Origin of the sequence: Streptomyces sp. NPDC002619 (assembly GCF_042889305.1) — a bacterium.
Lineage (GTDB): Bacteria > Actinomycetota > Actinomycetes > Streptomycetales > Streptomycetaceae > Streptomyces.
Genome location: NZ_JBIAQV010000015.1, coordinates 122,580 through 143,797, shown reverse-complemented (window position 1 = coordinate 143,797; position 21,218 = coordinate 122,580). Strand labels below are relative to the sequence as shown.

Sequence of the window (21,218 nt, the reverse complement as noted above, 5' to 3'; positions counted from 1 at the left end):
GTTTCTCCACCTGGGACGGTCGGATCGGGTTTCCCCTTCTTGACCACCCGGGGCGCGGAAAACCGTCGCTCCTGCCGACCCGATTTCCGTCACCGCGCCGGGGCGGCGGCGCGAAGTCGGCCGAGCGACCAGTCGAGGACCGCGCGGAGGTGGGTGGACTCGCCGGTGGAGATGAGGATCGCCACGCCGCCCTGCAGACCGGCGAGCATCGCGGCCGCCGTCTCGTCCGCATCCAATCCGCCGGACACGTGCCCGCCCTGCTGCATGGCGCGGACGCCTGCGGCCAGGCTCTCCTGCCAGCGGTTCATCAGCGCGACCACCACCGCGCGGGCGCCCGGTGTGGACCGGCCGATCTGCAGGAACAGCGAGCCCAGCGGACAGTGGTCGCCCTGCTCCTCGTAGCGCCGTACGACGGCGTCGCGCCACCGCTCCCACGCGTCCCAGGAGTCCAGGCACCCCAGGTAGGGCTGCTGGTCCTCCAGCACCTGCTCGGCCTCGAACTCCGCGACCGCGAGCAGCAGTTCGTCCTTGCCGCCGGGGAAGTAGTGGAACAGCTGGCTCTTGCTCGTGTGCGTCTGCGCCATCACGTCGTCGAGCGTCGCCGCCGCGACGCCCTTCTCGCGGAGCACCTCGGCCGCGCCGTGGACGATCCGCGCCCGCGTGGCCCGCCCCTTGGCCGTCAGCGTGCCCGGCATGGAACGCACCTCCTCACCTGAGTTGGACCGGTCGGTCCAGCCTAGCGAACCAGCGGTGGCGCGCGACCTCGATTTGGACTTGCTAGTCCATTTTTTGCGACGCAGGGTGGAGGGCGTTTCAACGGCACCGAAGGAGTTTCCAGATCATGACCGCACGTCTGCAGCACAAGACCGCCCTGGTCACCGGGGCCACCAGCAACATCGGCCGGGCGATCGCCGTGGCCTTCGCAGCGGAGGGCGCCCACGTCGCCGTCTCCGGGCGCAGCCGCGAACGGGGCGAGGCGGTCGTGGCCGAGATCCGCGCCAAGGGCGGCTCCGCCGACTTCGTCCCGGCGGAGCTGGACGGCAGCGCCGCCGCCTCCCGGCGACTGGCGGACGAGGCCCGCCGCGCACTCGGGGGACGCATCGACATCCTGGTCAACAACGCGGGAATCTATCCCGGCCCCACCACGCCCGAGACCGACGAGGAGACCTTCGACCGTGTCGTCGCCGTCAACGTCAAGGCCCCGTTCTTCCTGACGGCGGAGGTGGCCCCGGCCATGGCCGAAGCCGGTGGGGGCGCGATCGTCAACCTCGGGTCGTGGATCGCCCGGCTCGGCGTTCCGATCGGCGCGCTCTACAGCTCCACCAAGGGCGCGGTGGAGACGCTGACGCGTGCCTGGGCCGCCGAGTTCGGCCCGCGTGGGGTACGCGTCAACGCCATCTCCCCGGGTGTGATCCACGAGCGGGCGCCGGGCGACGAGGAGAGCCACCCCGCCGAGGCGATGATGCACGGCACCCCGGCCGGAACCACCGGCTCACCCGAGGCGATCGCGCTGGCCGCCGTCTATCTGGCCTCGGACGAGTCCGAGTTCGTGCACGGGATCACCCTCGACGTGGACGGCGGCCGTACGACGGCGGCGGTGATCGCCGCCTGAACACCCGCACCCGTCCGCTGCCGGGGGCACCCGCACCGATCGCTTGGTTCTCGCGGATCAGCTTCGTGGAGAGCTGGTGGTGGAACTCGCGGCGCGCATCGGCCACTTGTGCGTGGGCGCGGGCGACCTTCAGGCGGGCTTTCTCCCGGTTTTTCGACCCCTTCTGCTTACGGGACAGGTCCCGCTGGGCCTTCTTCAGCTTCTTCTCCGCGCGGCGTAGGAACCGCGGGGAGTCGATCACTCGGCCGTCCGAGAGGACCGCGAAATGCGTCAGGCCCAGGTCGATGCCGACCATCTGGTCACTGTCGGGCATCGCGGTGGCGTCGGCGGCCGGGTCCGTGTCGATGACAAAGGACGCGAAGTATCGTCCGGCCGCGTCTTTGATCACGGTGACGGAGGAGGGGGCGGTGGGCAGGGTCCGGGACCACTTCACCTTCACCGCACCGATCTTCGGCAGGTTCAGCCGCCCGCTACCGGTGATCGACCAGCGGGCATTGGCCGTGAACCGGATCGACTGCCGGTTGTCCTTGCGGGACTTGAACCGGGGCGCCCCCACCCGCGCACCCTTACGGGTCCCCTTGAGGGAGGCGAAGAAGTTGCGGTAGGCGGCCTCGGCGTCGCGCAGAGCCTGCTGGAGCACCACGACGGAGACCTCTCTCAGCCAGCACCGCTCCGCGGTCTGCCTGGCCCGGGTGATCAGCTTCTTGGACAGCTCACCGGCCGTCGGGAATGCCCCGCCCGCTGTGCGGGCGTCCTCACGGGCGCGCACCGCGTCGTTGAACACGACGCGGGCGCACCCGAACGCCTGGGCCAGCGCGGTGCGTTGGCCGGTGTCCGGGTACAGGTCGGGTAGCCGGGATGTGTCGCCACATCCAGGCCCCCTCAGAACCGTGCGTGCACCTTTCAATGCACACGGCTCAAGCTCGCCCCATGGGCCAGCGCATTTCAGTTGGCCCGCTTGCCATCTTGAGCATGTAGCTGTCGATGGCATGCGGAGTGCACGAGGCGGAGGTTGGTTCTCTCGTCGGAGCCGCCTTCTCTCCGGTAAACGAAGTGATGCTTGTTCAGCATCTTCTTCGACGCCGCGAACCAGTTGATCCACTCGCGTGGACTGTCCGGCTCGTACTCGGCCCCGGCGATAAGCGCCTGATTGCAGAGCGGGCACAGCCCCTTCTGCTTGTACGCCAAGGACAGGCTTACTTTGTCCATAGGCGGTGGCGTCTTCTTCCGGCGACGTCCTTGCCAGTACTCGTTCAGGGATGGGTCGTCAGGAGACGCCGCACCCTTCACTTGTACGTGACGGACGATTTTCGTCCATTTGAACTGGGGAAGATAGGCACCGCTGTTGTGGTCCCCGAAGACCCATCTGTCATTTCTGGACTCGTTGAACCTGCCGAAGTGTCTGTTGGCAACCCAGACTCTCGACTTCCTCGGGTGGCTTCTTCGGGCCCATTCCCACAGCAATTTCCACAAGTAGTGGTCGAGGCTGGAGAATGTTCGCGAGGAGACCGCCTTCCGGTAGTATGCCGACCACCCTCGGATGATGGGGGTCAGCGCCCTCAACACACCTGCCGTGTTGGAGCCGTAGAGCCCCTTCACTTCGGTGCGCAGGGTCTGCCGGATCCTCTTGACGGCGTCGGCGCTCGGTTTGATAAGTAGCTTTCCGTCGTAGCGACGGATGTTGAAGCCGAGGAAGTCAAACCCGTTCTCCACGTGGGTGATCCGGGTCTTTTCTTCGTTGAACCGTAGTCCTCTCGGCTCCAGCCACTCCGACAGTTTCTCCTTGACCTGTTCCGCCTCCGACTTGCTGTGGCACATGACCACGAAATCGTCTGCGTACCGGATCAGGATCGGTGTCCTGGGGGCTGCTTTCGGCTCGTATGACTTCGCCTCGGTTCCCCAGTACCGGCACCCTGCCGCCTCTTCCATCCCGTGGAGTGCCACGTTCATCAGCAGTGGGCTGATCACTCCGCCTTGCGGAGTTCCCTCCTCGGTCGGCGTGAACCGCCCTTGTTCGACCACACCGGCTTTCAGCCACGCCCGGACGAGACTCCGGCCGGGGAATCTTCCGACGGCGTCCATCAGTCGTGGGTGGTCGATGCGGTCGAATGCCGCTGATAGATCCGCATCCAGGACCCAGAGGCGTTTGGCGTTCTTGCGTGCCGCCGCCCCGAAAATGGCCTCGATGGCGTCGTGGCAACCCCTTCCCGGTCGAAAACCGTACGACCGGGGTTCGAAACGAGCCTCCCACTCGGGTTCCAGCGCATTCTTGACACGAGCCTGCATGGCCCGATCTCGAATGGTAGGAATCCCCAGCGGTCGTTGTTTCCCGTTGCTCTTCGGGATGTACACCCGCTTGACCGGCATGGCTTGCCATGGCTTTTCTGCCTGATGGACCTCTGTTGCAAGGTTCCATCGGGCCCCGGGCGTGACAGCCTTCTTCCTGTCGACGCCGGCGGTCTTGCGGCCAGTGCTCAGCTGAGTCACTCGTCTCACGCTGATGAGTGTGTTGGAGTGGCTCCGTAGCATGAGCTTCTGAAGATTCCTGACCTTGGGCCAGTCCTCTTCCTGCGCGGCCTTGAAGATCCGCTGTCTCAGTCGCCGTACCTCTCCCTCGCACTGGCTCCAGTCGATCTGATGCCACAGCGTGGAAGCGTCCTCTGGTCCGTTCGCCGGGGTGAGTGGCAGAGCAGGCATGTCCACCGTCCTCCCGGTGTCTAACTTGTCCGTCGGTTCGGGCTTCTTCTCAGTTCACTTCAAAGGCTTACCTGGTCCACGTCTGCTCCTTTTCAGGCCGGGGACGACCCCGTATCCGGCAGGTTATACAGGCGCATTCGCCCGCTTTCCCTCTCCCTTTCGGGGACCGGCATTCGCTTCTTGGACCATCCTGTCCGGCTGAGGAATTCTGCTTCCCTTGCGGTCGGCCTACCAGATCGCTCTGGACCTCAACCGGGTTTCCACGTTCCGCACCACCAAGATGCGTTCGGGGAGGGTGCCCCCTATTGCCCCGCGGCCAGCGGTGTTCACGAGCCTCAGGTCCGAACCTTCGGCCCCGCTCGATGCCTCCCAGCATCCGGGCCGTAACCGCCGCTCCTGCTCAGCATCGGGCGGGCTACTTTGACGAGGCTTTGACAGGGGTTCACTTTCGTTCACCCTTCCGAACTGCCCCTCGGCCTGTGGCGCCAGATGCCTTGGCACCCTTGGGCCTTGAGCGCTCAGCTTCACACCCCGCCGTTGCCAGCGACGCATGTGAGCGTGGGGCCAGACCTCAGAACACTGGTCTGGGACAGTCCAGTTGAGACCGGATTGCCCACTTGAATGGTGCGACCTCGTGTCGCACGCGGAAGCTGTACCGAAGCTGCATGGCGGCCACGATACATACTTGGGTTATGGGTGAGATGCAGAAGATCAGAACTGGCCGGCACTGTGTTTTCGTGATGCATGTGCACTTGGTCTTCGTGACCAAGTTCCGGCACAAAGTGTTCACGGACGCTCATCTGGTGCGTATGGAGGAGATCATGCGGTCGGTGTGCGCGGACTTCGAGTGTGAACTGGTGGAGTTCAACGGCGAGAACAACCACGTCCACCTCCTGGTGAACTTCCCGCCCAAGGTCGCCGTCACCAAGCTCGTCAACTCCCTCAAGGGTGTCTCCTCCCGCCGCCTGCGCCAGGAGTTCCCCGACCTGGTACGGCACTACTGGCGGGCCAACAAGCTCTGGTCCGGTTCCTACTTTGCAGGAACCGTCGGCGGCGCCCCACTCTCCGTGGTCAAGCAGTACATCGAGCAACAGAACCGGCCGGCGTGAGCATGAACGAGCCGTACTCCTCGGCATGGTGAGCCGTCGCCGACTCCTGGTCGCAAGGCCAGGGGCGGGGGCCAACTTCCCTCGTTCTGCGTTCACTTGTTGACCGCGGGAACCGGCGGGAGTACAACCCTGGGAGAGCGCTCTCAAGCACTGCCGCCCCTCCATCCCCACAGGCCGCCCGGCTTCGGAGACCCCCATGCAGCCAACCTTCAGCGCGCCCACGGCAAGACCGTCGACCAGCGCCACGCGTTCCCGAACGGCTCTGTGCTTGATCCTCACTCTGCTCGCCGCCTGCTTCGTCGCCCTGGCGCCGTCGCCCGCTCGAGCGGCCGACGTCGTGCTCTCCCGCGGACGGCCCGCCACGGCCTCCTCGACCGAGAACGCCGTGTTCCCGGCGTCCGCGGCGGTCGACGGAGACCCCGGTACCCGCTGGTCCTCGGCCTTCGCCGATCCGCAGTGGCTCCAGGTCGACCTGGGCTCGGTCCAGCAGCTCACCGGCGTCACCCTGAACTGGGAGGCCGCGTACGGCAGATCGTTCCAGATCCAGACATCCGCCAATGCCCAGGACTGGACGACGATCTACTCCACCACCGCAGCCATCGGCGGCACCCAGAACCTCACCGTCAGCGGCAGCGGCCGCTACGTACGCCTCTACGGCACCGAGCGGGGCACGCCGTACGGCTACTCCCTCTGGGAGTTCGAGGTCCGCGGACCCGGCGGCAGCACCCCGCCGCCGGACGACTTCTGGGGCAGCACCAGTGACATTCCGCCGGCCCGCAACGTCGTCGAGGTGAAGATCCTCAACCGCACCAACGGCAAGTACCCCGACAGTCAGGTGTACTGGAGCTTCAACGGCCAGGTGCACTCCATCGCCGAGCAGCCCTATCTGGACATGCCGGCGAACTCCGCGGGGCGCATGTACTTCTACCTCGGCTCGCCGAACGGCCCCTACTACGACTTCATCGAGTTCACCGTCGGCGACAACGTCTTCAACGGCAACACCACCCGCGTCGACGCCTTCGGTCTCAAGCTCGCCATGCGGCTGCACACCAAGGACGGCTACGACGTCGAGGTCGGCGAGAACCGAAGCACGTTCGCCGAGGACCGCGCCACCACCTTCCAGCGGTTCACCGACTACGTGCCGGCCGAGTTCAAGGTGCTCGCCCAGACCCAGGCCCCGTACCGCATCATCGCCCCCGGCAGCGACCCGAGCTTCCGCGCGGGCGGCGCCAACGCCGGCTACTTCACCGCCTACGCCCAGTCGGTCGGCGTCAACGCGGCCACCTCGGACATCTTCGGCTGCGCCGCGTCCCTGGCCGCCAACCCCGACATGTGCGCCGCGCTCAACCGCCACGTCGCGACACTCCCGGCGAACCAGCAGGGCGACCCGAGCCAGTACTACAAGGCCGCGCCTGCCAACTACTACGCGAAGTTCTGGCACGACAACGCCATCAACCGCCTCGCCTACGGATTCCCCTACGACGATGTGGCCGGCCAGTCCTCCTTCGTCTCCCACGCCAATCCGCAGTGGCTGCTGGTCGCCGTGGGCTGGTAGAAACCGAACACCGTCCGGGCCCGCCCCGCACCCGGCGTGGCGGGCCCACGTCTCCCGGGCGCGGGCGGCCACGTTCCCGCCTCGGGGTTGTACTCCGGCGGGATGTTCTCGGCCGCCCTGCCGGGGGTGATCCTCGTTGCCGTCGCCGGCCTGCCGCTCGGCGCCACGCTCGGTCCGGATGCCCCGCTGATCGCGCTGGGTGGCGGCCTGGCACTGCTCCTCGCGGGGCTGGCCCGTGCCCCCGTGACCGCGCGGAGCTCGGCACTTCTGGGCGCGGCCGGTGCGGCGGCGGCGCTGTCCGCGATCTTCGGCAATCCGCTGGTCGGGGCCGTGTTCCTCATCGAGGTGGCCGGAGTGGGCGGCACTCAACTCTTCGCCATCATGCTCCCGGCGCTCGTGTCCAGCGGGATCGGGTCGCTGGTCTTCACGGGGTTCGGCCGCTGGACCGGACTGTCGACGGGGCAGAGCAAGCTGACCCGCACGGCCGGTGCCGTCAGAGCGCCACCGACACCGGATCGCCGGCGCCCTCCGCGCTCTCGGGGCAGGGAGGAACAGTCAGTTCGAACCAGGTGGTCTTGCCCGTCCCCGTCTCGTAGCTGCCCCAGCCGTCGCTGAGCAGATCGACGAGCTCCGTGCCACGACCGCCCTCGGCGTCGTGGTCGGCGCCGCGCCTCACCGGGACGGCGACGTGGGTGTCCTCGACCTCGCAGCGCAGACAGCTGTCGGTCACTCGCAGGTTGAGCCGTACGGGCCCGGGCGCGTACCGCAGGGCGTTGGTGACCAGCTCGCTGACCAGCAGCTCGGCGCTGTCGGTCAGATGGTCCAGGTTCCATTCGCGAAGCCGCCCGGTCACCGCTCGCCGCGCGACGCCCGCCGACCGTAGGTCTCGCGCCAGGGGCCAGGACGCCTGCAGGGCTGTGACCCGCGCGGCGGGGGCGTCCAGCGGACGCAGCGGCGCCAGTGTGCGTGCCCACAGCCCGCGATGCCGCGCGAGCCAGGACGTCGAGGAGTCCTTCGCCACCCATCCCTGCCGTTGTGCACCGGTCGGGCGGGCCATGGTGAATCAATCCCTTCGGCGATCTCGTGCAGCCCGGTTGCCTTGCATGTAGCGAGTGCTACATGAATAGAATACATGTAGCGAGTGCTACGGTAAAGAGGTAAAGCGCAATAAGATAGACATAAGGGGTCGCCTGTCCGTGACCCCGCCTCAGGAGGCGTCCATGCCACGCCCGGCCGATCCGGCCAAGCGCCGGGAACTACTGGACCGCGTCCGCGCGTACGTGCTCCGCAACGGCCTCGCCGACCTGTCCCTGCGTCCCCTGGCACGGTCCCTGGGCACCAGCGACCGCATGCTCCTGTACTACTTCGGGACCAAGGAGCGGATGGTCTCGGAGGCCCTCGCCATCGACGAGAGACGACCGCTCCTCAGGGTCCGCGAAGACCTGGCCGCGGCCGGTCCACCGCGGGACACCGCGGCCCTGCGCCGCCTGCTGGACGAGCTGTGGCTGCGGTTCGACACCCCCGACATCCATGCCACGCTCCCGCTGTACCTCGAGATGATGACCACCAGCCTGCTGCACCCCGACCGCTACGGGCCGCTGATGCGTGATCTGCTCAGCGAGTGGACGGACCTGATGGCCACCCTCTACAGCGGCCTGGGCATGCCCGAAGCGCGCGCCCGGCACGAGGCCACGCTCCTCGTCGACACCGTCTTCGGCCTCCTCTTCGCCCCCCTGGCCACCGGCGACTGGGCACGGGCCACCACGGCCTTCCGCCTGCTCCTCGACCGCCTGGAGCCCGGGTGGCGGACGACGTCCGAGGACCCCGGGATGCGTAGCGGCCGACGGAGGTCGACATTGGAACCAGAGCCCCGAGCCGACGAGGAGGAGCTCACGTGACGGTTCGTACGAACAGGGCCGAGCCGACGCTCCGTCTCCCGGGGCGGTGAACCATGACTTCCCGCCCGGTCAGGCCATCGGTCACCATGAGCACGCACCACCATCCCGCCCTCTCGCACCCGGCGACACCGCACTGGATGTCCGGGGCGGACTTCCTGTCCCTGTACCGCCGGCTGCGCGAGCAGGCCCCGCGCGGCACGGACGAGCGGCCTGGAGCGCTGGCTCATCTGACGCCCGAGCGTGTCGTGGCCGCCGCCGCCGGGGTACGGCGCGGACGCAGCGTGTCGCTCGCCGCCCCCATCGAGACCGAGCCGGGTCCGGACAACCCCGAGCCCGCGTCCCACCGGATGACCGCACCCACCGGACACGAGGCCGAGGCGCCCGGACTGCACTTCGCCCGCGACCGGTTCGCGATGAACGTGCACGGGGAAGTCGACAGTCACCTCGACGCGCTGTGCCACGTGATCTTCGACGGCGAACTCCACGGCGGTGTCCCGGCGAGCAGCGTGACACCGGACGGTGCCGACGCGCTCACCCTGGCCCTGGTGCGGGACGGCATCGTCGGCCGCGGTGTTCTCCTGGACATCCCGCGCCTGCGGGGCGAGCCATGGCTGGATCCCGGCGACTTCGTGACGGCCGACGACCTCCTGGCCGCGGAGACCGCCCAGGACGTCACGGTCGGACCGGGCGATCTGCTGTTCGTGCGCGTCGGGCACCGCCATCGGCGCCGGAGCCTCGGCCCCTGGAATGCCGCACAGGCGCGGGCGGGACTGCACCCCGCGGCGATGTCCTTCCTGGTCGAACGCCGCGTGGCCGCCCTCGGGTCGGACGGCAACAACGACACGGCTCCCAGCGCGGTGGCCGAGGTCCCCTTCCCCGTCCACGTACTCGCCGTGAACGCCCTGGGGTTGCACCTCATGGACTACCTGGACTTCGAGGAACTGCTCCCGGTCTGCGAACAACTCGGCCGCTGGAGCTTCCTGTGCGTCGTCGCGCCCCTCAGACTGCCCGCGGCCACCGGTTCTCCGGTGAACCCGATCGCCGTCCTGTGAGCGGCCGGGACGCGCGTTGTTCCAGGTGTCGTACGGCCACGGGACGCGTACGTTCGACAGCACCGTTACGATAATCGCCCCTCACTGTCGTCACGCGACCCGTGAGTCCCACTGTGCGCACACTCCGGCGTCCCCGCACGCGGGCGTCCGCGAGCGGGGACACCGAACGAGTGAGGGGCGCCGGCGTGCGGGCGGAGTCCGGGGGGTCAACCCGCTGCGATGCGCAGGCGGATCGTGCGGGATTCGGGACGAAGCGAGAACTCGGGCCGGACATCCGGACCGCAGGCCCGGGAGCCGAGCCCGTGCTGGGCGGCGTCGATGATCAGGTGGCTCGTCGTCGAGTCCGGGAGCTCGAACGGGTGGGCCGCTCGTGCGATCTGCTGGGGGCTGTGGCGGCTGAGGGTGAAGCCGGGGAGCCGTCCACGTGTGTCGGGGAGTGCCGCGACGCGCAGTACCTCGGTGCCGCCGCTCGTCAGTGAGAGCTGTCGCAGCCGGGAGCGGTGTCCGCTCTCCTGGGGGCGCGCGTACTCCACGGAGAGATCGTGGATGCCCGAGGCGAAGCGGCCTATGCGTGCCGCGCGGAGACTGTCCGGGTAGGACTCGTGCGGGCCGAGGCCGAACCACTCGGCGCCGTCGACCGGAGCAGCGCCATCGGGCAGGTCGAAGCGGATCCCGATGCGCGGCCACACCGTCCGCCAGCCGCTCGACGGCTCGATCTCCACACGCAGTTCCAGTGCGTCGGCCTCGATCGACCAGACGGTCTCCACCATCACGGACAGGGCCGAGTTCGCCGCGGAGACCTTGGCGAGGGTGCGCAGGGCGTCCGCGGTGCGTTCGACGGACAGCCGGCGCGTGGTCAGCCGGTCGAGACCGTCGCGACGCCACAGTTCGGCGTTGGACACCCCGGGGATGTCGGCGTCGCTCTCCTCGACCTCCTCGGACGCGCTCTCGTCGTTGTCGGTCGGGGCACGGAACAGCTCCAGCCGCGGGCCCGCCACAGTGCGACCGGCGAGGCGTACGACGGAGCCTTCGACGAACTCGCCGATTCCCAGCACCTGAGTCCCGTCGGCACGGCGCCACCCGGTCCGGCGCCGGACGCCGGGTGCGGGACGGCGCGGCGTAAGGTCCAGCTGAGCGGAGGCGATCACATGGCCTTCGTGCGCCCAGGCGGTTTTGGCCGCCAGCACCGCGTCGAGCGAGACCCACGTCTCCGCGTCCTCCGCCACAGGTGTCCGGGGCAACGACACGCGCGCCGACTCGCCCGCCGCGACGACGGGAATCGTCAAGTCCCTTGAATCCACGGGAGTTCCGTCGTGCTCAACGCGCAGGCGGAATCGCAGGTCGGACGTGTCGGCCGAGTGCCGGAGGTTCGTGATCACCACGTCGTCACCGGTGAAGGTGAAGCGGACCGGCTGTACGACGGCCTTGAACTCGTGGAGGCTGGGCGTCGGGACGTCGTTGCTCAGCAGCATTCCGTCCATCACGAAGTTGCCGTCGTGGACGGCCTCCGAGAAGTCGCCGCCGTACGCGTAGTAGGGCGTACCGTCCGGGGCCGTCGCCAGGATGCCGTGATCGCGCCACTCCCAGACGAAGCCGCCGTGCAGCCGCGGATACCGGTGCACGAGCGCCTCGTACTGGTCGAGTCCGCCGGGCCCATTGCCCATCGCGTGGGCGTATTCGCACAGCAGGAACGGCTTGGTGCGCTGCCTGGCGCTCTGCGAGGGCGTGCAGTTCAGCAGCGTCGAGTCCGAGTCGTCGCTCCCGATCCGCTCCGTCTCCGGCACCGACGCGTACATGCGCGAGTAGACGTCGGTGTAGTCGCCGGCGTGGTCACCTTCGTAGTGCACGGGCCGGCCGGCGTCGCGGGCGTGCACCCACGCCGACATCGCGGCGAGGTTGCTGCCCGTTCCCGCCTCGTTGCCGAGCGACCAGATCACGATGCTGGGATGGTTCTTGTCCCGCTCGACGGTGCGCCGGATCCGGTCGAGGTACGCCTCGCGCCACGCCGGGTCGTCGCTCGGATTGCCGACCCAGTCCGTCGTGTCGAAGCCGTGCGTCTCGAGATCGCATTCGAGGACGACCCAGAACCCGAGTTCGTCGGCGAGGTCGAGCAGCCGTGGATGCGGCGGGTAGTGACTGGTGCGGATCGCGTTCACGTTGAACCGCTTCATGCGGGCCAGGTCCTCGCGTGCGTGCGCCTCGTCGAAGACCCGGCCGCGCTCGGGGTGGGTCTCGTGGCGGTTGACCCCGTGGAAGACGACGCGGCGGCCGTTGACCAGGAACCGGTCGCCCCGGATCTCGACCGTACGGAAACCCACCCGCAGGGCGATGCTCTCCGCGGCCGTCGACACGGTGACGTCGTACAGCCGAGGCCGCTCGGCCGACCACGGCTCCACGCCGCCGACGTCGAGCGGGGCCACCTCGGACGCGGTGCCCCAGACGTGCTCGATGCCGAGTTCGGGGATGCGCAGGGTGACGGGGAACGCGGCCGCATCGGCCGTCACCTCCGGCTCGACCTGGCCGCGCCCGTCCTCGAACCCGGTCCGTAGCCAGACGTCCTCGATGCCCCCGGCCGGCCGCGCGAGCAGGGTGACGTCACGGAAGATGCCGGGCAGCCACCACTGGTCCTGGTCCTCGAGGTAGCTGCTCGCCGACCACTGGTGCACCCGTACGGCGATGACGTTGCCGCCGGGGCGTACGGATGACGTCACGTCGAACTCGTGGGCGAGCCGGCTGCCGGCGGCGCTGCCGATCTCGACGCCGTTCACCCACACCCTGAAGAACGACTCGACACCGTCGAACCGCAGCACCACGCGCTCGGCCTCCGCCCAGTCGGGCGACAGGTCGAAGTGGCGGCGATAGTCGCCGGTGGGGTTCTCGTCCGGCACATGGGGCGGGTCTATCGGGAACGGGAACTGCACGTTCGTATAGATCGGCCGGCCGTAGGCACCGTCGCCCCGGAGCACCCAGTGGGAGGGCACCGGGATGTCGTCCCAGCCGCTGTCGTCGAAGCCTTCGGCCGCGAAGTCCTCCGCCACCGACGGCGTCGGCGACAGCCGGAAATGCCAATCCCCGTTCAGCGAACGGGTGGGGGCGTCGGAGTGCAGCCACGAGCGCGCCGGGCGCAGCGCGCCACGCCCTGGCGCGATGTCGGACACATACGCGGAAAGCTCGGGGAGCAAGAGGTCACGACTCTTTCTTGGGTAGCAGGCGGGGGGATGCGAAGGCCGGCTGAGGATCCCTAGCGGACCACGACCGTGCGGATCTCCCAGGGGCCGAGGGCGAGTTCGAGCCCGTCCGCGACCGGCGCCGGCGCGAGGGGGCGGCCGAGCAGATCGACCGTGGTGGCCTTGGTGAACGCGCCGGACACGCGGACGGTCGACTCCGTGTCGTTCATCGCGGCCAGCCGGATCTCGGTGCCGGCGCCGCGATCGCCGTCGTCGACACGGCGGATGCTCGACACGAGGACGTCCGCACCGTCCACCTGCAAGCCGACTACGTCGGGCGGCAGTTGGCCGGCGCCCGGCGCGGTCCCGCGGACGACCAGCACGTCGTTCCGGAACTCCTCGGCGAGAGCGACCACGCCGGCGCCGCGCCAGCCGCTCGCCGAAGGCACGACGGCCAGGCGGTTCTCGACGCGCGTCCCGAGGTCCTGCGCACCCGGAACGGGAATCTCGCTCGCCGCGGGTTCGTCACGGAGGGGATGGATGTTCACGCTGATCGAGCCGATCGCGCGCAGCACGGTGATGGCGAGTTCGCGGCCGTCGTCGACGAGTTCGTACTCGCTGGAGTGGTCGAGCAGGACGTTGGCTGCGTCGGCCGACACGAACGAACTCGCGGGGAACGTGGCCAGCGGGTACTCGCCCCAGCCGCCCTCCGCGGTGAGCCCTCGCTCGGTGACGGCGAACTGCCCGGCGGACGCAGACCCGGCCACCGGCTCGGGCAGCGGCACATGGAAGCGCAGCCTGTGGTCGGCGGACTGGTTCAGGAACGACGTGGACACACGCACGAACGGCTCACCCGCGCGCACTTCCACGAGCGTCTCCACCGGCGTCGGCCCGGTCGGGCCGCTGCGCACGTCGCGGTCGGAGGAAAGGGCGGCGGGCCACTCGTAGACGCGGGTGACGCGCAGCGTGGAACGCAGCGGGCCGCTCTCCAGGAGTTCGACGGCGATCTCCGTCGGCTCCGACACGAGCACGTCCCGGGCCGGGGGAGCGTAGTTGTAGCTGTCGCCGCGGTCGCCGCCGTCGACGAGACGGCCGACTCCGCGCAGTACGGTGCCGTCGGCGCCGGTCACGTCCAGAGTGCCGTCGGCGGCGACCGCGACCTCGACGAGCCCGTTCGAGAGCGCTCGAGCCGTCGCCGTCGCGGGTGCGAAGTCCGTCGGCAGCGAGACAGCCCGGTGACCCGGACCGACCCGGAAACTCGCGAGCCCGGAGGCCGGCACCCGCACCGGCACCAGCGCGGTCGCCCGTGCCTCCGTCAGCGTCAGCACCCGCCACTCACCCGGATGTGCGGCAGCCGCGGCGGCGACCTCGCGGCGCAGGATCAGCAGGTCGAACGGTGCGTCTGCCGGTACCTCGGCGAGGTGGAAGACGAGCGAGCCCGGGGTGAGTTCGTAGTGGTCGATCAGCCGGCCGAAGAGCTCGCGGCGGTGGATGCGGCGCAGTACCCGTTCGAGCTGCGAGGCGTCCATGCGCTCGTCGCTGAGCACGGTCGGGGCCTCGGAGACCAGCTGCACCGGATGCGCCGAGCCGTCGGCGGCCGTCGCGACCAGGACCGCTCCTTCGGAGGAGGCCGCGACATCCACCTCGACCAGAGCCGTACGGGCAAACGGCAGAGGGTTGGCGATCAGGTATCCGTCGCTCGGCACCAGGGCGGCCGGCTCGGCGAGGGCCGCGTCCCGCACGGCGCGCGCGGTCTGGGCGGCTTCGGCGAGCCGTGCCTCGACCTGCTCGCAGGTCTCGTCGGTGCCGGAGCCGACCACCGAATCGTGCGCGGTCGACTCGATGATCTTGCGCCACGCGAGCGTGAGGAACGGAGAGTCGTCGCGCCGGGACCACAGGGCGTTCATCCGCTCGGCGTGGTCGACGGTGCGCTCGGCGACGGCCATCGCCTGCTTGAGCCCGAGCCGCACGGAGAGCACACCCGGGAGAATGTTGCCCCGCACATGGCTGCGCAGTTCACCGGTGACGCAGCTGGACACCTCGTCGCGCACGTGTTCACGGATGTACTCGTCGAGTGTCGCGAGGGTGATGGGGCGCTCCGGGCTCGACGCGCGCCGCAGCCAGTCCGCGAGGCGCGGGTCGGGTGCGCTGTGGTCGGTTCCGGCCATCGCCAGCACCGGGTCGCCGCCCCACCGTTCGGCCGTCATCTCGGCGTACTCGCCGAGCGCGCGCCCGATCTGGTCGGGCACCAGCAGGACGTCGAGGCCGTTGTCGTAGCCGTCGAAGAGGAACTCGGTGCGTACTTCGGAGCCGTCGGGAGCGCGCCAGCGGAAGGCGTGACCGGAGACGGAGCCGGGCACACCGCGCCACAGGGCCGCGTGCTCGATGCCGGCGCGCGCCAGGATCTGCGGCATCTGCGCGATGTGGCCGAACATGTCCGGCAGATAGCCGACGGGCATCGAGCCGCCGAGCCGTGCCGCGGCCGCCCATCCCATCTGCAGGTTGCGGACGATGGTCTCACCGGAGCAGAGGAACTCGTCCAGCAGGATGAGCCACGGTCCGATGGCGAGTTGGCCGCCGGTGACCAGGGCCACGACACGGTCGCGGTTCTCCGGTCGCATCTCCAGGTAGTCCTCGATCGCGGCCATCTGCCCGTCGACGGTGAACCGGAAGTCGGGGTTCGACTCGGCCGTCTCCAGCACGGTGTCGAGGGCGGTGACGAGCCGGTGCCGGAACACCTGGAAAGGCTCGTACCACTCCCGGTCCCAGTGGAAGTGGGGCACGAAGACGGCGGAGTTCTGCATGGCGAGAGGGACCGTTCTGTATTGGCGGGGGGGTGCGGTGTTACTTGAGGGAGCCGGAGGCGAGCCCGGTGCGCCAGAACCGCTGGAGCAGGATGAACACGATGATCACGGGCACGATCGAGACCAGCGAGCCGGTGATCACGGATTCCTGGAGGAGCGGGACACGGGAGGTCTGACCGTTCCACTCGTAGAGGCCGAGCGTGATCGGGAAGAGCGACTCCTTCTGCAGCATCACCATCGGCAGGAAGAAGTTGTTCCAGATGGCGACGAACTGGAACAGGAAGATGGTCACCAGCGACGGCGCCATCAGCTTCAGCGCCACCGAGAAGAACGTGCGGAACTCGTCGGCGCCGTCCAGGCGCGCCGCCTCGAGGAGTTCCTCGGGTACGGCGGCGGCAGCGAAGATGCGGGCGAGGTAGACGCCGAACGGGCTGACGATGCTGGGCAGGAACACCGCGAGGTAGGTGTTGACGATCCCGGTCGCCGAGAACAGAAGGAACAGCGGGAGCGCGAGCGCGGTGGTGGGAACGAGGACGCCGCCGAGGATGACGGAGAACAGGAACTCGCGGCCCCGGAACTCGAACTTGGCGAGCGCGTAGCCACACAGCGCGGAGAGCAGGGTTCCGACGACCGCGCCCAGCACCGCGTAAATCACGCTGTTCACAGCCCACTGCACGAAGATGCCGTTGCTCTGGCTGAACAGGGTGCTCAGGTTCTTGAACAGGTTGAAGTGCGAGAACGCCAGTCCGTTGGTGGAGGCGAGGTCGCCCTGCGGTTTCGTCGCCGCGACGATCAGGAAGTAGATCGGCAGCAGGAAGTAGATCGCCAGGAGGAACATCAGAGCCATGACAGCCGTGCGGCTGACGCGGCTTTCGCGAATCAGGGGCTGGTTGCTCACAGTCCGGCCCTCTTCGAGGTCAGTCGCATGAATCCGAAGCTCAAGACGAAGGTGATGAGGGCGATGACCACGGAGATCGCTGCTGCTTGCTGGTAGTTGTTTCCGGAGGCCACCGCATACGCGAGCATGTTCGGTGTGAACGTGCTCGAGATGTTCGAGGAGATCTGGCGCAGCACGGCCGGCTCGGCGTAGAGCTGCAGCGTGCCGATGATCGAGAACACCGTGGTGAGGATGATCGACGGGGAGATGATCGGGACTTTGATCTTCCACGCGATCGCCCAGTTGCTCGCACCGTCGAGCTTGGCGGCTTCGTAGAGCTCCTGCGGGATCGACTGCAGTGCCGAGAACATGATCAGCATGTTGTAGCCGGTCCAGAGCCAGGTCGAGACGTTCGCCGCCGACCACAGCACGGCGCCCGGACCGAGGAAGTCGGGCTGGAGTCCGATGGCTTTCAGCAGGTCGATGACGGGGCTGAGCTGCGGCGAGTAGAGGAACGACCACATGATCGCGGCGATGACGCCGGGCACGGCATACGGCATGAACGCCGTGATGCGGAAGAACGACTTGAGCTTCAGCAGGGGAGTGTCGAGCAGCAGCGCCATGACCAGCGCGACGAACAGCATGACCGGCACCTGCACGATGCCGAACAGTCCGATGCGCCCGATGCTGTTCCAGAACTCGTTGTTCTGGAACACCTGCACGTACTGTTCGAAGCCGCCGAAGGTCGTGTACGACGTGCCGTACTGGCCGCCGGTGCGGCGCACGACGAGGAAGCTCTGCCAGATCGCGTAGCCGATCGGCACCAGGTAGAACAGCACGAACGGGAGGAAGAACGGAGTAAGGAACGCCGCGATGGTGCCCGCCCGGGGGCCGCCGCCGTTGTGACGCCGGCGGCCCCGGTTCGCAGCCACCACGCGGGTCGCGCGGGTTGCGGTGTCAGTCATGCTGCGGTCACTTGCCCGCCGCAGCCGGGATCGCGAGATCCTTCATCGACTTCAGTGCGCTCGCCTGGGCGGCCGAGAGTGCGTCGGTGAGCGTGCCGCTGCCGGCTGCCGCCTTGGCCATCGCATCCTGAAGCGCCAGGTTCACCGTCTTCTGGGTGGGACCCCAGGAGAAGTTGGTGTCGATCTTCTTGGACGCATCGGCGAAGACGTTGAAGATCTTCTCGTTGTTGTAGTACGGGACGCCCTGCGAGAGTGCGGGAAGCTTCGAACCGGCGGTGGCCGCCGGGTAGAGGCCGCCCAGCTTGTTCTCCAGCGCGAGGGCTTCCGGGTCGGTGTTCAGCCAGGTGTTGAACTTGACCGACTCGTACAGGTGCGTGCTGCCCTTCATGAACGCGACGGTGGATCCGCCCCAGTCGCCGGATGCGGCGCTCGAGCCCCATGTCGGCATCGGGACGATCGACCACTTGCCGGCCTGCTTGGGCAGGTTGTCACGCATCAGGCTGTAGCCCCAGGCGGCGCCGACGTAGGTGGCGATCTGGTTCTTCTGGTACGCGGCGTACATCTGGGTCGAACCGTTGGCGAGGTCGGTGCGCACGAGCTTGGCGTCGATCAGCTTCTGCCAGTAGTCGGCGACCTGCTTGCTCTGGTCGGATGCGACGGTGACCTGCCACTTGTTGCCGGAGTAGTTGTACATCTCGGCGTTGTTCTGCCAGAGGAGTCCGTTGAACCACTCGGCGTTGTTCGGGTCGAAGAACGTGATGTCGAGGTTGGGGTCCGCCTTGTGCAGCTTCTGCGCATCCGCTGCGTACTCGTCCCAGGTCTTCGGGATCGTGAGGCCGTGCTGCTTGAAGAGGTCGCTGCGCACGTAGAGGGCCATCGGGCCGGTGTCCTGCGGGAAGGCGAACACGCCGGTGCCGCCGAAGCTGGTCTGCGACCAGGTCCACGGCACGAACTGCGACTTGGCCGCGGTGGCTGCCGAGCAGGCTGAGGCGTCCACGAACGCGTTCTGGGTGCGCAGGTTGGGGAGCTCGTCGTAACCGACCTGAGCGAGGTCCGGCGCCTTGCCCGCCTTGAGGGCGTTGCCGAGAGTTCCGTACTGGTCGTTGGAGATGTTCTTCGTCTGCACCTGGATGTTCGGGTTCTTCTCGTTCCACAGGGCGACGACCTTGTCCATCCCCGGAACGGTGTTCCAGTACTGCAGGGTGACCTTGCCCTTCGCGGGCGTGCAGGAGGCCGCGGATGCCTTGTCCGACGGCGCTGGCGACGAGCATCCGGCGAGTACGGCGACACCGGCCGCGGCGGCGACAGTGGCGAGGCGGATGCGCGTGACTGTGTTGCTCATATCTTCCGTTCCAGAGAGCGACTAGCGAGGGCGCTAGACGGGTCGACGTTGACACCTCGGGCGGCTTACCGGCAACGATCGTTCAGCCGCCCGTGAGCGTTCACGTGAGCGTTCACGTGAACGCTCACGGATGGCGTTGCGAAGTGTTCGGAAGTGTGCGCTCCGGTGCAGTCGAGTGTCAAGGCTGCGCTTCGCAGGCGAGTCAGGAAGGTTAAGCTGACCCGCTCAATCGCAACTCGGCCCGCACGACGAGGTCGTCGGCCCCGAGCGGGTCCACGCAGGTCAGCAGCCGTGCGACCTGGTCGATGGCGAGCGCGCCGAGTCTGCGCGTGTCCAGGGCGACGCTGGAGAGCGGGGGTTCGATGAGCGCGCCGAGCTGCAGACCGTCGAAGCCGATCACGGCCAGGTCCCGCGGGACGCTCCGGCCGAGCCGGCGCGCCTCGCGCAGGGCGCCGATCGCGATGATGTCGTTGAAGGTGAAGACCGCGGTGACGTCCGGGTGGGCGGCGAGCAGGTTCTTGAGGGCCGCGCCGCCGCCGTCGGCGGACTGGTCGGCGGCGACCACCATACGGGCGTCGAGCCCGTGGGACGACGCCGCAGTGGTGAACCACTCGTGCCGGACGCTCGGCTCGGCACGGCCGGAGTGGTCCAGCATCCCGATCCGCGTGTGGCCCTGCGCGACCAGGTACGCGACCGCGGCGCGGACGCCTTCCCCGCCGTCGATCCGGATCGAACTGAACCGCGCGGAGTGGTGCTCACGGCCGATGAGCACCACCGGCATGCCCCGGGTGAACAGCTCCAGCTCGTCCTCGGAGCAGCTGAAGTAACCAACGACCGCGTCCACTTGCGAGCTGATCACCTGGAGCGTGCCGAGCTCCTCCTCGGCCCTGTCCGCGGTGTCGTATACGACGACGTGCCAGCCGCGGGCCCGGGCCGCTTCCAGCGCGGCCGCGGCGACCTCGGTGAAGAACGGGTTGAGCAGGTCGGGGATGACCAGCCCGATGGTGGTGGTGTCCTGCCGCACCAGTCCGCGGGCGAACCGGCTCGGCCGGTAGCCCAGCGCGCGGGCGGCGTCGAGGACGCGCTGCTTGGTGGAGCCGTCGATCTCGCCCTTGTCGTTCAGCGCCCGCGACACGGTCTGACGTGACACTCCGGCGGACCGGGCGACGTCATGGATCGTGACTTTCCGGGGCTCCGTCCCCGACACCGACGACGACACCATCGCCCACCTCCTGGTTCTCACGGACACCGGCGCGCCCGCAGGGCCCGAGTATGCCTGTGCCGTTCGCGGCCGCGCGAGGAGAGTCCCGGCATCCCGGCCGATGAAACATGACATTGCGGGCGATTCTGATGGAACTGGAACTGTCTCCCAAATTCCTGCCTTCTACAGCATCTTGCGCATTCTCGCGATCTCGCTGGTCTGCTGGGCGATCACATCGTCGGCCATCTCCTCGATCCGGATGTTGTTGCCCTGTGCCTTCACGTCGGTTGCCATGGTGATCGCCCCCTCGTGATGCGTGATCATCAGCGTGAGGAAGAGCCGGTCGAAGGCCTTCCCCTCGGCCGCGCGCAGTCGCTTCAGCTGTGCCTCGGTCGCCATTCCGGGCATCGCGGTGTGCGCGTGACCGCCGGGCTTCTCCGGCTTGCCGTACGACGTCAGCCAGCCCCGCATGGCCTTGATCTCCGGCCCTTGGGCGGCGGCGATCCGCTCGGCGAGCCGTTCGACCTGTGTGGAATCGGCGTGCTTCGGGGCGAGTTCGGTCATGTCCAGCGCCTGCGCGTGGTGCTCGATCATCATCTGCGCGTAGGAGACGTCCGCGGAGTTGGGGGAGTCGTCCTCCGCCCGCTGCTCGGCGGCATCCTCGGCGGACAGGGTCCGGTTCGCCTCTCCGGGCTCGCCCGGCACGATCACCGAAGGGCCGTTGACCGCGGCGGGCTTCGCCGTCGTACCGGAATCGCACCCCCCACTGCCGAGCACGGCCACGACGGACAGTGCGATCGCGACGAGTGACGTGCGGCGGAGCTGCACAACGACCTCCTGTGACAGGCGGGTTGAGGGACACCTCGTGAGTGTGGTGACTGTCCTTGCAGGCTTCCGCGCGTTACCGATCGAAAACCTTCATTACAAGTACGTTGCCCT

The 21,218-nt window shown here is 68.3% G+C and carries 15 protein-coding genes and 2 pseudogenes; 6 read left to right on the top strand and 11 right to left on the bottom strand.

Annotated elements, in window-relative coordinates; genetic code table 11:
- Positions 1-89: 89 nt before the first annotated feature.
- Positions 90-695 carry a TetR/AcrR family transcriptional regulator gene (locus ACFYXB_RS23860; RefSeq protein ID WP_389585594.1) on the bottom strand — a complete coding sequence of 202 codons (606 nt, stop codon included), beginning with the start codon at positions 693-695 and terminating at the stop codon, positions 90-92.
- 146 nt (positions 696-841) lie between these two features.
- Between ACFYXB_RS23860 and ACFYXB_RS23855 the strand changes: the two genes are divergently transcribed.
- Positions 842-1,612 (top strand): SDR family NAD(P)-dependent oxidoreductase, encoded by a 771-nt coding sequence (locus ACFYXB_RS23855; RefSeq protein ID WP_389585592.1) that lies wholly within the window; start codon positions 842-844, stop codon positions 1,610-1,612.
- A 37-nt stretch (positions 1,613-1,649) separates the two neighbouring features.
- Here the strand turns inward: ACFYXB_RS23855 and ACFYXB_RS23850 are convergent.
- Positions 1,650-2,456 (bottom strand): annotated as a pseudogene (locus tag ACFYXB_RS23850) (RNA-guided endonuclease InsQ/TnpB family protein); the annotation flags it as partial.
- Positions 2,457-2,557: 101 nt separating this feature from the next.
- A complete protein-coding gene (ltrA, locus tag ACFYXB_RS23845; RefSeq protein WP_389585589.1) occupies positions 2,558-4,309 on the bottom strand; it encodes a group II intron reverse transcriptase/maturase in 1,752 nt (583 codons plus the stop codon).
- 692 nt (positions 4,310-5,001) lie between these two features.
- Between ltrA and tnpA the strand changes: the two genes are divergently transcribed.
- The 3 genes and pseudogenes from tnpA to ACFYXB_RS23830 all read left to right on the top strand — a co-directional run.
- Positions 5,002-5,418, top strand: coding sequence for an IS200/IS605 family transposase (tnpA, locus tag ACFYXB_RS23840; RefSeq protein WP_389585587.1), 417 nt, complete (start codon positions 5,002-5,004; stop codon positions 5,416-5,418).
- 196 nt (positions 5,419-5,614) lie between these two features.
- Positions 5,615-6,973 (top strand): beta-1,3-glucanase family protein, encoded by a 1,359-nt coding sequence (locus tag ACFYXB_RS23835; RefSeq protein WP_389585585.1) that lies wholly within the window; start codon positions 5,615-5,617, stop codon positions 6,971-6,973.
- A 33-nt stretch (positions 6,974-7,006) separates the two neighbouring features.
- Positions 7,007-7,447: pseudogene (locus ACFYXB_RS23830) on the top strand (chloride channel protein); the annotation flags it as partial.
- Positions 7,448-7,466: 19 nt separating this feature from the next.
- Here ACFYXB_RS23830 and ACFYXB_RS23825 read toward each other — a convergent pair.
- On the bottom strand, positions 7,467-8,030 hold the full coding sequence (locus ACFYXB_RS23825) for an ATP-binding protein (protein ID WP_389585582.1): 564 nt from the start codon (positions 8,028-8,030) through the stop codon (positions 7,467-7,469).
- Positions 8,031-8,193: 163 nt separating this feature from the next.
- Here ACFYXB_RS23825 and ACFYXB_RS23820 point away from each other — a divergent pair, with 163 nt between their 5' ends.
- The gene (locus tag ACFYXB_RS23820) at positions 8,194-8,871 is read left to right on the top strand and encodes a TetR/AcrR family transcriptional regulator (protein ID WP_389585581.1); all 678 of its coding nucleotides are present in this window, start codon (positions 8,194-8,196) and stop codon (positions 8,869-8,871) included.
- Between the two features lie 137 nt (positions 8,872-9,008).
- Positions 9,009-9,923, top strand: a complete 915-nt coding sequence (locus ACFYXB_RS23815) for a cyclase family protein (RefSeq protein ID WP_389585713.1) — start codon at positions 9,009-9,011, stop codon at positions 9,921-9,923.
- A 206-nt stretch (positions 9,924-10,129) separates the two neighbouring features.
- On the opposite strand, the gene ACFYXB_RS23810 is transcribed toward ACFYXB_RS23815, so the two are convergent.
- The 7 genes from ACFYXB_RS23810 to ACFYXB_RS23780 form a co-directional block, all read right to left on the bottom strand.
- Positions 10,130-13,105 (bottom strand): glycoside hydrolase family 2 TIM barrel-domain containing protein, encoded by a 2,976-nt coding sequence (locus ACFYXB_RS23810; protein WP_389585578.1) that lies wholly within the window; start codon positions 13,103-13,105, stop codon positions 10,130-10,132.
- 59 nt (positions 13,106-13,164) lie between these two features.
- On the bottom strand, positions 13,165-15,894 hold the full coding sequence (locus tag ACFYXB_RS23805; protein WP_389585576.1) for an alpha-mannosidase: 2,730 nt from the start codon (positions 15,892-15,894) through the stop codon (positions 13,165-13,167).
- A gap of 40 nt (positions 15,895-15,934) precedes the next feature.
- Positions 15,935-16,741 carry a carbohydrate ABC transporter permease gene (locus ACFYXB_RS23800; protein ID WP_389585574.1) on the bottom strand — a complete coding sequence of 269 codons (807 nt, stop codon included), beginning with the start codon at positions 16,739-16,741 and terminating at the stop codon, positions 15,935-15,937.
- 47 nt (positions 16,742-16,788) lie between these two features.
- Positions 16,789-17,736, bottom strand: coding sequence for a carbohydrate ABC transporter permease (locus ACFYXB_RS23795; protein WP_389585572.1), 948 nt, complete (start codon positions 17,734-17,736; stop codon positions 16,789-16,791).
- A 7-nt stretch (positions 17,737-17,743) separates the two neighbouring features.
- The gene (locus ACFYXB_RS23790; protein WP_389585570.1) at positions 17,744-19,078 is read right to left on the bottom strand and encodes an ABC transporter substrate-binding protein; all 1,335 of its coding nucleotides are present in this window, start codon (positions 19,076-19,078) and stop codon (positions 17,744-17,746) included.
- A gap of 211 nt (positions 19,079-19,289) precedes the next feature.
- Complete coding sequence (locus ACFYXB_RS23785; RefSeq protein ID WP_389585568.1) at positions 19,290-20,300, bottom strand: LacI family DNA-binding transcriptional regulator; 1,011 nt, start codon at positions 20,298-20,300, stop codon at positions 19,290-19,292.
- A gap of 162 nt (positions 20,301-20,462) precedes the next feature.
- Entirely contained in the window at positions 20,463-21,107 is a 645-nt protein-coding gene (locus ACFYXB_RS23780) for a DUF305 domain-containing protein (protein ID WP_389585566.1), read from the bottom strand.
- Between the last annotated feature and the right edge of the window lie 111 nt (positions 21,108-21,218).

What these genes read in the sequence shown, in the direction of transcription:
- ACFYXB_RS23860 (WP_389585594.1), bottom strand. Translation starts at nt 695, where the DNA reads ATGCCGGGCACGCTGACGGCCAAGGGGCGGGCCACGCGGGCGCGGATC.
- ACFYXB_RS23855 (WP_389585592.1), top strand. Translation starts at nt 842, where the DNA reads ATGACCGCACGTCTGCAGCACAAGACCGCCCTGGTCACCGGGGCCACC.
- ltrA (WP_389585589.1), bottom strand. Translation starts at nt 4,309, where the DNA reads ATGCCTGCTCTGCCACTCACCCCGGCGAACGGACCAGAGGACGCTTCC.
- tnpA (WP_389585587.1), top strand. Translation starts at nt 5,002, where the DNA reads ATGGGTGAGATGCAGAAGATCAGAACTGGCCGGCACTGTGTTTTCGTG.
- ACFYXB_RS23835 (WP_389585585.1), top strand. Translation starts at nt 5,615, where the DNA reads ATGCAGCCAACCTTCAGCGCGCCCACGGCAAGACCGTCGACCAGCGCC.
- ACFYXB_RS23825 (WP_389585582.1), bottom strand. Translation starts at nt 8,030, where the DNA reads ATGGCCCGCCCGACCGGTGCACAACGGCAGGGATGGGTGGCGAAGGAC.
- ACFYXB_RS23820 (WP_389585581.1), top strand. Translation starts at nt 8,194, where the DNA reads ATGCCACGCCCGGCCGATCCGGCCAAGCGCCGGGAACTACTGGACCGC.
- ACFYXB_RS23815 (WP_389585713.1), top strand. Translation starts at nt 9,009, where the DNA reads ATGTCCGGGGCGGACTTCCTGTCCCTGTACCGCCGGCTGCGCGAGCAG.
- ACFYXB_RS23805 (WP_389585576.1), bottom strand. Translation starts at nt 15,894, where the DNA reads ATGCAGAACTCCGCCGTCTTCGTGCCCCACTTCCACTGGGACCGGGAG.
- ACFYXB_RS23800 (WP_389585574.1), bottom strand. Translation starts at nt 16,741, where the DNA reads ATGGCTCTGATGTTCCTCCTGGCGATCTACTTCCTGCTGCCGATCTAC.
- ACFYXB_RS23795 (WP_389585572.1), bottom strand. Translation starts at nt 17,736, where the DNA reads ATGACTGACACCGCAACCCGCGCGACCCGCGTGGTGGCTGCGAACCGG.
- ACFYXB_RS23790 (WP_389585570.1), bottom strand. Translation starts at nt 19,078, where the DNA reads ATGAGCAACACAGTCACGCGCATCCGCCTCGCCACTGTCGCCGCCGCG.
- ACFYXB_RS23785 (WP_389585568.1), bottom strand. Translation starts at nt 20,300, where the DNA reads ATGGTGTCGTCGTCGGTGTCGGGGACGGAGCCCCGGAAAGTCACGATC.